Source organism: Streptomyces sp. NPDC006430 (assembly GCF_040612395.1).
Classification (GTDB): domain Bacteria; phylum Actinomycetota; class Actinomycetes; order Streptomycetales; family Streptomycetaceae; genus Streptomyces.
Genome location: NZ_JBEXQA010000001.1, coordinates 617,506 through 628,829 on the forward strand (window position 1 = coordinate 617,506; position 11,324 = coordinate 628,829).

At 71.8% G+C, this 11,324-nt stretch carries 12 protein-coding genes; 5 read left to right on the top strand and 7 right to left on the bottom strand.

Translation table 11 applies throughout. The features are described from left to right. Nucleotides 1–48 precede the first annotated feature (48 nt). Both ABZZ20_RS02850 and ABZZ20_RS02855 read right to left on the bottom strand, forming a co-directional pair. Nucleotides 49–789, bottom strand: a complete 741-nt coding sequence (locus ABZZ20_RS02850; RefSeq protein ID WP_356865996.1) for a response regulator transcription factor — start codon at nt 787–789, stop codon at nt 49–51. 33 nt (nt 790–822) lie between these two features. Continuing rightward, nucleotides 823–2,022: a sensor histidine kinase gene (locus ABZZ20_RS02855; RefSeq protein WP_356865998.1), complete on the bottom strand. Its 1,200-nt coding sequence runs from the start codon at nt 2,020–2,022 to the stop codon at nt 823–825. A gap of 314 nt (nt 2,023–2,336) precedes the next feature. Between ABZZ20_RS02855 and ABZZ20_RS02860 the strand changes: the two genes are divergently transcribed. Further along, nucleotides 2,337–2,855 (top strand): MMPL family transporter, encoded by a 519-nt coding sequence (locus ABZZ20_RS02860; RefSeq protein ID WP_356866000.1) that lies wholly within the window; start codon nt 2,337–2,339, stop codon nt 2,853–2,855. Nucleotides 2,856–3,026: 171 nt separating this feature from the next. Continuing rightward, on the top strand, nt 3,027–4,388 hold the full coding sequence (locus ABZZ20_RS02865) for an erythromycin esterase family protein (RefSeq protein ID WP_356866002.1): 1,362 nt from the start codon (nt 3,027–3,029) through the stop codon (nt 4,386–4,388). A gap of 175 nt (nt 4,389–4,563) precedes the next feature. On the opposite strand, the gene ABZZ20_RS02870 is transcribed toward ABZZ20_RS02865, so the two are convergent. The 4 genes from ABZZ20_RS02870 to ABZZ20_RS02885 all read right to left on the bottom strand — a co-directional run bounded on the left by ABZZ20_RS02870 (nt 4,564) and on the right by ABZZ20_RS02885 (nt 7,446). Then, nucleotides 4,564–4,782: a hypothetical protein gene (locus ABZZ20_RS02870; RefSeq protein ID WP_356866004.1), complete on the bottom strand. Its 219-nt coding sequence runs from the start codon at nt 4,780–4,782 to the stop codon at nt 4,564–4,566. Beyond that, nucleotides 4,779–5,186 (bottom strand): hypothetical protein, encoded by a 408-nt coding sequence (locus ABZZ20_RS02875; protein ID WP_356866006.1) that lies wholly within the window; start codon nt 5,184–5,186, stop codon nt 4,779–4,781. The genes ABZZ20_RS02870 and ABZZ20_RS02875 overlap by 4 nt, the downstream gene beginning before the upstream one ends. A 104-nt stretch (nt 5,187–5,290) precedes the next feature. After that, a complete protein-coding gene (locus ABZZ20_RS02880) occupies nt 5,291–6,736 on the bottom strand; it encodes a HAMP domain-containing sensor histidine kinase (protein WP_356866008.1) in 1,446 nt (481 codons plus the stop codon). Beyond that, on the bottom strand, nt 6,733–7,446 hold the full coding sequence (locus tag ABZZ20_RS02885) for a response regulator transcription factor (protein WP_356866010.1): 714 nt from the start codon (nt 7,444–7,446) through the stop codon (nt 6,733–6,735). The genes ABZZ20_RS02880 and ABZZ20_RS02885 overlap by 4 nt, the downstream gene beginning before the upstream one ends. Before the next feature lie 311 nt (nt 7,447–7,757). Here ABZZ20_RS02885 and ABZZ20_RS02890 point away from each other — a divergent pair, with 311 nt between their 5' ends. Genes ABZZ20_RS02890 through ABZZ20_RS02900 form a run of 3 tightly spaced genes read left to right on the top strand, consistent with a single transcriptional unit; the run spans nt 7,758 to nt 10,501 of the window. Further along, entirely contained in the window at nt 7,758–8,120 is a 363-nt protein-coding gene (locus tag ABZZ20_RS02890; RefSeq protein WP_356866012.1) for a bifunctional 3-phenylpropionate/cinnamic acid dioxygenase ferredoxin subunit, read from the top strand. Then, nucleotides 8,117–9,301, top strand: coding sequence for an FAD-dependent oxidoreductase (locus tag ABZZ20_RS02895; RefSeq protein ID WP_356866014.1), 1,185 nt, complete (start codon nt 8,117–8,119; stop codon nt 9,299–9,301). Before ABZZ20_RS02890 ends, ABZZ20_RS02895 begins: the two co-directional genes overlap by 4 nt. 48 nt (nt 9,302–9,349) lie before the next feature. Next, complete coding sequence (locus ABZZ20_RS02900) at nt 9,350–10,501, top strand: aromatic ring-hydroxylating dioxygenase subunit alpha (RefSeq protein ID WP_356866016.1); 1,152 nt, start codon at nt 9,350–9,352, stop codon at nt 10,499–10,501. Between the two features lie 25 nt (nt 10,502–10,526). Here ABZZ20_RS02900 and ABZZ20_RS02905 read toward each other — a convergent pair whose 3' ends face one another. Then, nucleotides 10,527–11,324 (bottom strand): IclR family transcriptional regulator, encoded by a 798-nt coding sequence (locus tag ABZZ20_RS02905; RefSeq protein ID WP_356866018.1) that lies wholly within the window; start codon nt 11,322–11,324, stop codon nt 10,527–10,529.

The window sequence follows — 11,324 nt, forward strand, 5'->3', positions numbered from 1 at the left end:
CCGACATACCCGTTTTCCGGTGGTCCGCGGTGAGGTCGGGTCGTGCTCCTAGCAGTCGAAATCGGCGGCCGGCTGCCGGGCCGCCACCAGGCCCGACTCGTATGCCGCGATGACGGCCTGCGCCCGGTCACGGACGCCGAGTTTGTTGAAGATGCTGGTGATGTAGTTCTTGACGGTGGAGACGCTGATCTCCATGGCGCGCGCTATCTCGTTGTTGTCCAGGCCGGTGGCCAGCAGGCGCCAGACCTCCACCTCGCGCGGGGTGAGATCGACGGTGTTTTCGGCGGCGGGCCGACGGCCCGGGGGCGCGCCCTGATCGGTCCTGACGTAGGCGGAGATCAGCCGGGTCAGCAGCCGGGGGGCGACGGCGGCCTCGCCCGCGCGGACGGTGCGGACTGCGGCCACCAGGTCCTCGGGGGAACTGTCCTTGGGCAGGAAGCCGTACGCGCCGGCGCGCAGGGCAGCGACCACGTACTCGTCCATGTCGAAGGTGCTGAGAGCGAGCACCCGGCACTCGGGCAGGTCACGGGCCAGTCGCTCGGTGGCGGCCACCCCGTCGAGCACGGGCATCCGGATGTCCATCACCACGACGTCGGGACGGTGCTCGCGGGCGAGTGTGAGGGCCTGCTCGCCGTTCTCGGCCTCGGCGACCACCGTCACGGCCGGGTCGGGGCCGAGGATCAGGGCCAGCCCGCGCCGCACGAGCGGCTGGTCGTCCGCAATCAGTACCCGGATCGTCCGCTCGCCAGCGTCCTCCACGGCCTCGTGCGTGGCGTCGTTCCCACTCACCGGTCAGCTCTCCTTGTCCGTGCCCGTCGGAGCTTACAGCGGCAGGCTCGCCACGACCTGGAAGCCGGCCTCGGGCAGTGGGCCGGCCTTCAGCGTGCCGCCGTGCAGGGCGACCCGTTCGCGCATGCCGATCAGACCGTATCCGGAGCCGGTGCCGGGGGCCGGGGCGAACTCCGCGCCGTCCGGCACGCCCCCGTCGGTGACGGACACGCGGACGCGCTCCGGCAGGCAGCTGAGGCGGACCTCCACCGGGACGTCGGGCCCGGCGTGCTTGCGGGCGTTGGCCAGTGCCTCCTGGACGATCCGGTAGAGGGTGAGACCGACCACCGGGGGTAGCCGTCCGGGATCCCCGTCCATGGTCAGCTCGGCGCATTGTCCGGCCTGCCGGGACTCCTTGATCAGGCGGTCGAGGTCGGACAGGCCGGGCTGCGGCGCCTCGGGGGCGCCGTGCCGGTCGGCCGCCGTGTCCTCGTCGGCCCGCAGGACGTCGAGGAGCTGCCGCATCTCGCGCAGGGCCAGCCGCCCCGACCCCTCCAGGGTGACCAGGGCCTCGCGGACGACACCGGGGTCGTGGTCGAGGTTGGCGCGGGCGCCGCCCGCCATCAGTTGCATGGTGGTGATGCGATGGGCGACGACGTCGTGCAGCTCCCGGGCGATGCGGCGGCGTTCCTCGGCCACCGCCCGGTCGGCGAGGAGCCGGCGGTTGGCCTCCGTCTCCTGCTGCCACCGGTTGACCGCGAAAGCGGTGCCGACGATGAGGCAGGCGGAGAGGCAGGCGCTGGTCACGTGCAGGAAGCTGCGCGGGGCGGTGAGGCCCGGGGTGAGCAGGGTGACGCCGACCGTGCCGATCGTCAGGGCAGCCGTCGCCCACGGACGGCCGGCCCGGGCGGCCGAGTAGAGGGCGACCGCCAGGGCGGCGCCGAAGTGCTGCTCCATGGGCGCCGTCAGGTTCAGCAGCGCGCCGAGCACCAGGATGACGGTCATGACGGTGAGCGGGAAGCGCCGCCGCATGAGCAGCGGCAGTGCGGACACCGTCAGTAGCAGGACTCCCAAACCTGACACGGGCGCGCCTGTCACCTGCGGGAACATGGTGTATCCGACGAGGTCCACGACGGCCGCGCCGACGGTCAGCAGGGCGTCGTTGCGGGTCCACGGCAGGACGTCGACATCCGGCGGGAAGAGGCGCCAGCGCAGGGCCTGACGGGTCGGCACGGTGCTGCGACGCGTCACCATGGTGGTCCTCTCATCGCTGTTCTCCGCTGTGGTGCCGGACGGTCCGCCGGCAGATGCCTTCCGCCATTGTCCCAGCACGCCGCAGACCCCGGCTCCGCCCCAGGGCCGAAACCGGACCAGGACCAGGGTCCCGGTCCGACGGACGGCCGGCCCCAGGGCCCCGTAGGGCTTCTCATCCCACGCTCGTACGATCTCCGCACATTCCGGTGATGTGCTGTGAGGGCACTGTCCGAGACGCTCTGGAACGGAAGTACCCGTGATTCGCGCCCTGACCGGATTCTTAGGACACCCCCGTCCTGGTATTCCGCAGTGCCTTGGCGGCGCTGCTGACGCTGCTGGCGGTCAGCCTCGCCGGCGGGGCCGCCGCGGGTGCGATAGTCGGCGCGGCGCTGCTCAGCGGGATCAGGCTGGACCCGAGCACACCGCAGCTGATCAGCGTGGTGCTGCTCGGCATCGGGATCGACTACTTCCTGTTCCTGCTGTTCCGCTTCCGTGAGCGGCTGGGCGCGCAGCCCGAGCGCGGCGCCCGCGAGATCGCGGGTGAGGTGACGGGGCGGGTGGGCTCCGCGATCACCTCGGCCGCGCTCACCATCGTCGCTGCCTTCGCCACCCTCGGTGTCACCAGCTTCGGGCAGTTGCGGGTGCTCGGCCCGGCCGTCGCGATCTCGGTCGTGGTGATGCTGCTCGCCAGCCTGACCTTCATGCCCGCGCTCGGCCGTTTGCAGGACGTGGGCCAGATGGCTCCGGTCGTCCACGACAAGGCGGGCGACGCCGCCCGAGCGGCAGCCCGGCGAGCCGGGCCCCGCCCCGGTCCCGTACGACCGCATCGGTAAGAACTGACCGACGCACCGCCGCCTTCGCGCACCCGCGCGGTCATCACCGCGTTCATCACCCACACCGCCTCCACACCTCCTCCCGATCGAGTGCTCGGACGGCCACGCGCAGTGGCGGGTCTCGTGCGCCTTTCGGGAACCGCACGCAAGTTGATTGAAGGGCAAGAACACATGTCCAGGTACATGAAGCGCATCACCCGCCGGCGGCTGCTGGCGACGGCGGCGATCGCGGCGGGGGCGGTCCTCGCTCCCGTGGCCGTCCAGGCGGCTACCGTCGACACGGGCCACACAGTCGGTGGGAAGCAGGATCCGGTACGAGTACTGGAGCGGGCGGCCCACCCGCTGCGTGCGACCGAGCCCGGCGGAGACACGGCCGACCTGCGGGCCCTGTCCGCGATGATCGGCGACGCCAAGGTGGTCGGCCTCGGCGAGGCCACCCACGGGTCCCACGAGTTCTTCACCATGAAGGAGCGGGTCTTCCGCCACCTTGTCGAAGAGAAGGGCTTCACCACCTTCGCCCTGGAGCTGAGCTGGTCCGCGGGACTCCAGATCGACGACTACCTCCAGACCGGCAAGGGCGACGCCCGCGAGATCGCCGCACAGACACTGGCCAACTCTCCCTGGGAACGCGAAGAATTCGTGAGTCTCATCGAGTGGATGCGCGACTACAACCGCAACCACCCCGACCGCCGCGTGCACTTCATGGGCGACGACATCGGCGCCCCCTCACTGAACGATGCGTTCTTCGGACGGGTGACCGGGTACGTACAGAAGAACCACCCCGAGGCGCTGCCGCGGCTCAACGACCTCTACACCGGCCTGCGGCCCATCGACGACGCCTTCACCTACCTGGGCAAGCCGCTCGCGGAGCGGCAGCAGCTCGCAGCCAAGGCGCAGCAGGCCCTGGAACTGGTCAGCGGCCAGAAGGGCTCCGGCGGAGACGCGTTCGACTGGGCCGAGCAGAACGCCCGCTCGATCGCCCAGACCGCCAAGTTCCTCACCCTGAACCCCGCCGACCGGGAGTCCCTGAACGCCCTCCAGCGCTTCCGCGACGAGGTGATGGCCCAGAACGTAGCCTGGTGGCGGCAGCACACCGGCGACAAGATCCTGGTGTCGGCGCAGAACAACCACGTCGGCTACGTCTCCGACAACCCCGAGCTGTACTCCAAGACGCAGGGCTCGTTCCTGCGCGACACCATGGGCAAGAACTACCTGCCCATCGGCTTCACCTTCAACCAGGGCTCGTTCCTGTCGAAGGACGCCGCACTCGGCGGTGACTGGAAGAAGTTCACCGTGGGCGCCGCCGAGCCCGGCAGGAACGAGCACACCCTCGACCAGGTCCGCTACCGGGACTTCTACCTCGACGTCCGCAAGGCCCAGGCCGCCGCGCGCGCCTGGCTGGGCGTCGCCCGGCCCACGCTCAACATCGGCACGCAGTTCCCCGAGAAGCCCCGCGACATCGCGATCGCCAAGTCCTTCGACGTCCTCATCCACCTCCACGAAATCCGGGAGGCCGACAAGCTGAAGCCGTAACGACCCCACCGTTCCCGCCGCGGCTGCCGGTCGATGACCACGAAACCTCTCAGGCGTTCATGAGGCCCGTGACGAACGATGCCCGGGCGGTGGCCGGGAACACGGCATGACGTCGTGGAACGAGCAGAACGCCAGTGGCCTGCCCCCGGGACCGGGGGCAGGCCATCGGCGTGGATCAGTTGTTCTGGGTGGCGTCCGCATCCGCCTGCGCCGCTGCGCTTTCGGCGGCGTCCAGCTTGTCCTGCATGTCCTTCAGTTGGGCGTCGTCGGCGCCGCTCACGGACTGGGATGTCCCGGGCCGGGCGCTCGCGTCGTGCGTGCAGCCGGTGAGCAGCAGCGCCGTTCCCGCGACCAGGGCGGTGAGGGTGGCGGCGGCACGGCGGGACCCGGTCACTTGGCCCCCTGCGCGGAGCACCAGGTGCTCACGGACTTCAGGTCGGCCTGACGCTTCTGGAGCGTGGGCAGCAGGCTCTTGCGGAAGGTGAGGCGGTCGTTGAGGTAGGTGTGGACCTCGGTGTGGCCCTCGGTCTGGGCGTTCGCGACGCGCTGCTCCAGCCGGGCGACGGAGCCGGGAACGGTGGCGTCGCCGTTCAGCCGGGTGATCGCGGCGCTGACGCGCGCATCGGTCTTCGGCAGGCGCTTGCAGATCTCCTTGGCGCCGTCACCCTTCGGCGCCGACTTGCCCGTCTTGGCCGGGGCGGGGCTGCCGGCATCGGCCTGTGCGGGGACGGCGGAGAACAGCGCGCCGGCCAGTGCGACGGCGCCGATCGCGGCAGCGGTCCTACGGTTCGCGAGCATGGTCGTATCTCCTCTGGTGCGAACGGTTCGGCTCGTGGGCGGCCGACCGGGCAGGACGGTAGGGGGTGTCTTTGTGGAATCTTTGTGAGTCCACAAGGACCCGCTCAGTCGCCCCGGGAGATCCAGTCGCGGCGCGCGGGCAGCCGCAGCGTCGGGGTGTCCGTCGCCGAGAGGGGCAGGCGCACCTCGAAGCGGGTGCCCGTCCCACCGGGCGGTGTCGAGACGGCGACCGTGCCCCGGTGCAGTGCCGCCTGCTGGGCGACCAGCGTCAGTCCGAGCCCGGAGCCCGGGCTGCCCGGACGGTGGTGGAACCGCTGGAAGACGGCGCCCCGCTCGGCGGGCGGGATGCCGGGCCCCTCGTCGTCCACGGTGAGCACCGCGTACCCGCCCTCCGCGCGCAGCCGTACGGCGACCCGGGGCGGCTCGTTGGGAAGCTGGCCGTGCACCACGGCATTGCCCAACAGATTGGCGAGCAGGATGTTCAACCCGGCATCCCAGCCGAACACCCATGTCTCCGAGGGGAGCTCAGCGCTCAGCCGCGCCGCGGGGTGACGGCGCGCAGCTTCCGCGACCGCCGTGTCCACCAGTTCGCAGAGGTCGAGTGCGGCGAACGCCGACACCTCCACCAGATCGCCCCGGGCGAGCATCCGCAGGGCGGTGAGCAGGTCGAGCAGCCGGGCGTGGTCGTTCTGCAGGTCCCGCACGATCTCGGCCCGTTCGGCGGGGGAGAGGTCAGGATGGGCGGCGAGGACGTCCAAGTCGGTCCGCATGCTCATCAGTGGCGTCCGCAGCTCGTGCGAGGCCGCGGAGGAGAACGACCGTGCGGTGTCGAGGGCCTGTGCCGTCCGGGCCGCCTGCTCCTCGTACCGGGACAGCAACTGGACGATCGCGCACGACAGTTCGTCCACCTCGGCGATGTTCACCGGCGGGGTGGCGAAGGCCGCCGCGCCGGCTCGCGGGTCGAGTTCGGCGGCCCGCCGGCTCAGCCGCCGTACGGAGGCGGTGGCGCGGCCGGCCAGGCCGTACGCGATCAGCCCGGAGACGGGCGCCGCCAGCAGGGCGACGAGCAGGACGCGGCGGCGTACGGCGACGAGCTGCGGGTCGGCGGCCGAGACCGGAGCGAACAGCCACAGCGTGCCCTGCGCCGGCCCGGCCACCGGGACGGTCAGCACCCGCCAGGCGTGCCCCTTGGCCCGGACCGTGACCGGTCCGTCCGGGGTCCGCTCGGGCAGGCGTACGGGATCGACGGGCTGCGGGCCGCCCTCCAGGACGACGGAGCCGTCCGCGGCCCGTACCCGGATACCGGCGTCGAGGGCGTCGCCGAGGACCTTGCGGTGCTGGTTCTGCTCCACCTTCGGCCGCCCGTTCAGATCGGCCGCCAGCATCGTCTTGACGTCCGGGAGTACGGCGGAGGCCCGGTCCTGCAAGCGGGTGTCCTGCTGCTGGTGCAGGTCGCGGCTGACCAGCCCGAGCACGAGCAGGCCCGCCGCGAGCACCAGCAAGGGCACCACCACGGTGACCGAGAGGGCGATGCGGGTGGCGAGCTTCACGACCCGCTCCGGTCTTCGGGGACGCGCAGGACGAATCCGACGCCGCGCACGGTGTGGATCAGGCGCGGGCGCCCGCCCTCCTCCAGCTTGCGACGCAGATAGCTGACGAAGGTGTCCACGGCGTCGCTGCGCACCTCGAAGTCGTACCCCCAGACCCGGTCCAGCAACTGGTCCCTCGTGAGCACGATCCCGGCGTTCCGCGCGAGCTGGACCAGCAGCTCGAACTCCCTGCGCGTGAGGTGGAGCTCCACCCCGTCCTGGCGCACTTGCCGGCTCGCCTCGTCGATCACCAGCGGGCCGGCGCGCAGGACGTCCGCGGGAGCCTGGGTCGGCCGGCGGCGCAGGAGGGCGTGCAGGCGCAGCACGAGCTCCTCCAGCGCGAAGGGTTTCACCAGGTAGTCGTCGGCCCCGGCCTGCAGTCCGGCGATCCGGTCCGTGACCTCGTCGAGGGCCGACAGCATCAGGACGGGAGTCTCGTCGCCCCGGGCCCGCAGGCCGCGGCACACCTCCGTGCCGGTCAGGCCGGGCATCGACACGTCCAGGACCAGGACGTCCGGGTGCTGCCCGGAGAGCAGGCCCAGCGCCGCCGGGCCGTCCTCGGCGAGCAGCACGGTGAAGCCGCTCAGCCGCAACCCGCGTTCCAGCGAGCGGCGGATGGCGGCGTCGTCGTCCGCCACCAGCACCAGTCCGGTGGGTGTACTGCCGGTCACGCTGCCCTCCTCGTACGGCCCTGTCCGAGGCCGGCCCGACCATCTCACGGCCGGCTGACCGGCCGGGAGCCGGGGTGCGCAGGAGCCGTGGACGGCCTGCGCGCTCGTGACGGGGCGCAGCCGCCCGAGGTGGGCGCGGACGCGTGCGCCACGCCGGCCGGTCGGGGGCCAACAGCCCTTCGGTGGCGGGCTGGTGGGGCGGCGACCGGGCCGTTGCGGTGTCGTGGACCCTTCCTTGACAAGGTATGGGGGCAGCCTCAGACTGACGTTGCGTTCACCGCAATTCGTTTCGCTATACGCACCGGAGTGTCATGATGATTCCCGCGTGCCGACTCGCGGATCTTCCGCGGGGCGAGGCCTGCCGGCTCGAGTTCGATCCCCCGATCGCGGTGTTCCACACCGAGGACGGCGAGGTCTACGCCATCGACGACACGTGCACGCACCAGGACGCCTCGCTCTCCGACGGCTGGCTGGAGGGGTGCGAGGTCGAATGCCCCCTGCACGCTTCGAAGTTCGACCTGCGCACCGGCAGCGTGGACGCCCCGCCGGCCAAGCGGCCCGTCCGCACCCACCGGGTCCGCGTCGAGGACGGAGTGGTGTACGTCGAGCCGTCGGACGCGCCCCCGGACCTGCCGTCCCGTGCGGCGCCCCGCCGGGTCGAAGGCCCCGTATGAGGACCGTGGCCGTCGTCGGCGCCTCGTTGGCCGGTTTGTCCGCCGCCCGGTCGCTGCGCGAGCAGGGCTACGACGGCCGGCTGGTGCTCATCGGCGACGAACCGCACCGCCCGTACGACCGGCCGCCGTTGTCGAAGGAGTTCCTCGCGGGGGAGGTCGACGAGCACGCCCTCGCCCTCGAAGCGGAGGGGGAGGACCTCGCTGCCGTGTGGGAGCTCGGTGCGCGAGCGGTCGGGCTCGACACCGGGTCGCGGGGCGAGCACCACGTACGGCTCGGCGACGGCAGGTCGGTCCGGGCGCACGGGATCGTGATCGCCACCGGCGCGGCGGCCCGGACCCTGCCGGGGAGCGGGCGCCTCGACGGCGTGCACGTCCTGCGTACGCTGGAGGACGCCCGCGCCCTGCGGGAGGACCTGGCCCGCGGCGGCCGGCTGGTGGTCGTCGGCGGCGGACTCGTCGGGGCCGAGGTCGCTTCCACCGCCCACCGGATGGGCCTCGACGTCACCGTGCTGGAGGCGGCGCCGGCGCCCCTGGCTGGCCCGCTCGGCGCCGAGATGGGATCCCTCGTCTCCCTGCTCCACGGGGACCACGGCGTCCGCCTGTGGTGCGGGGTCGGCGTGCGGTCCCTCGTCGGTACGAGGAGGGTGGAAGCCGTCCTGCTCGCCGACGGACGCCGCATCGACGCCGACACCGTGCTCGTCGGGGTGGGTGCCCGCCCGTGCACCGACTGGCTGGCGGGATCCGGGCTGGACCTGGACGACGGCGTACGGTGCGACGCCGCCGGCCGTACGAACGTCCCCGGCATCGTCGCGGTCGGGGACTGCGCGGCCTGGTACGAGCCCGCGGTCGGGGCGTACCGTCGCGTCGAGCACTGGACCGGTGCCCGGGAGCGGCCCGCGACGGCCGTGGCCGCCCTGCTCTCCGGAGGGCGGGCCACGCCCGAACCGCCCCGGCCGCCCTACTTCTGGTCGGACCAGTACGGCATCCGGATCCAGTTCGCCGGGTACGCCGCGGAGGCGGACAGCGTCGCGATCGAGGAGGGAGCGGCGGACGACCGCAGCTTCCTGGCGGTCTATCGGAGCGCGGGCCGCCCGGTCGCGGTGCTCGGGCTGAACCAGACGCGGCTCTTCACGCGGTGGCGGCGCCGGTTGACCACCGGCGCGGCCCGGACGGCCGGTTGATCCACCAGCGCGAGAGATCCGAACCACGACGTTCCGCGAGGAGTGCACGTGACCACGACCCGCTTGCCGCAGAGCCTGATCGCCACCCTCCCCGGCGACCACTACACCGCCCCGGAGATCTTCCGACTGGAGCAGGAACGCATCTTCGAGACGATGTGGTTCTGCGTGGGGCGTTCGTCCGAGCTGGCCCGGCCGGGCGCCTTTCGGACCGTGGACGTGGGCCGGGAGAGCATTCTGGTGACCCGCTCGCGCGACCACGCGATCCGCGCCTTCTTCAACGTGTGCCGCCACCGGGGCGCGAAACTGTGCACGGACGGGTCCGGCGAGGTCAGGCGGGCGTTCCAGTGCCCGTACCACGCCTGGACGTACGACCTCGAAGGCAAGCTGATCGCAGCCCCCAACCTCACCAGCATGCCGGACGTCGGCCGGACCGAGTACGGGCTGGCGGGCGTGCCCGTACGCGAGTGGCTCGGGTACGTCTGGGTCTGCCTCGCCGACGACCCGCCCTCCTTCGAGGAGGACGTCATCGGGGCGGCCACCGAGCGGCTCGGCGACGCGGAGTCGATCGAGCGGTACGCCATCGCGGACCTGGAGGTCGGACGGCGGATCGTCTACGACGTCAAGGCGAACTGGAAGCTCATCGTCGAGAACTTCATGGAGTGCTACCACTGCGCCACCATCCACCCCGAACTCACCGAGGTGCTACCGGAGTTCGCGGACGGCTACGCGGCCCAGTCCTACGTCGGACACGGCGCCGCGTTCGGCGAGGACATCCAGGGGTTCACGGTCGACGGCTCCGCGGGCCTCGACCGGATCCCCACGGTCTCGCCGGACCAGGACCGCAGGTACTACGCGATCACGGTGCGGCCACAGGTCTTCATCAACCTCGTTCCGGACCACGTGGTCCTCCACCGGATGTACCCGGTCGCGGCCGACCGCACCGTCGTCGAATGCGACTGGCTGTACCTCAAGGACGTGGTGGCGAGCGGCAAGGACGTCAGCCGGTCCGTCGAGCTCTTCGACCGGGTCAACCGACAGGACTTCGAGGCCTGCGAGCGCTGCCAGCCCGCGATGAGCTCGCGCATGTACGCCGGGGGTGGCGTGCTGGTGCCCAGCGAGCACCACATCGGCGCGTTCCACGACTGGGTGCGGGCCCGAATGGGCACCGGCGCCGGCTCGGACCAGGGGAGGCCGCGGTAGCCGCAGCTCGTTCCCGGGCGGTGGCTCAGCCCAGGTGCCCCATGCGGCGGCTGATCTCCTGCGCGCCCTGCACCAGCAGGGGGGCGAGTTCGTGCATGCGCTCCTGCGTGAAGCGGTAACTCGGCCCCGATGCGCTGATCGCGGCGATGACCACGCCGTCCCGGTCGCGGATCGGGGCGGCCATGGCGTGGAGTCCGATCTCGTACTCCTCGAAGGTCATGGCGTATCCGCGCTCCAGCGCCTCGCCCAGGTTCTTTTCGAGCTTCGTCCTGGCGGTCAGGGTGCTCGGCGTGTACTTCTTCAGGCCGGCCCCGGCCAGCAGCTGCACGCGCTGCTTCGCCGGGAGGTGGGCGAGGAGGACCTTGCCGCTGGAGGTGGCGTGGAGCGGCGTCAACTGTCCGACCCAGTTGTGTGCCGTGACCGCGCCCGGGCCGCGCACCTGGCAGAGGTTGATCGCGTACTGCTCCTCCAGGATCGCGATGTTGACCGTCTCGCCGAGCTCCTCGGCGAGACGCTCGCAGACCGGGCGTCCCTCCTGGGTGATGTCTATGCGCCCGGTGACCGCGCCGGCCAGCCGAACGATCCCGAAGCCGAGGCGGTACTTGCCCCGTTCGGTGGCCTGTTCGACGAGACCGCGCGCCTCCAGGGCCCCGAGGAGCCGGAACGCCGTCGACTTGTGGACGTCGATCTCCGCCGCCACCTCGCTGACGCCCGCCTCACCGCGCTGGGCCAGGATTTCCAGCACGGTGACGGCGCGGTCGACGGACTGCACCCCGCCCGCCGGGGCGCCCGTGGTTTCGGTGGCTGCCTCGTAGTTGCTCAT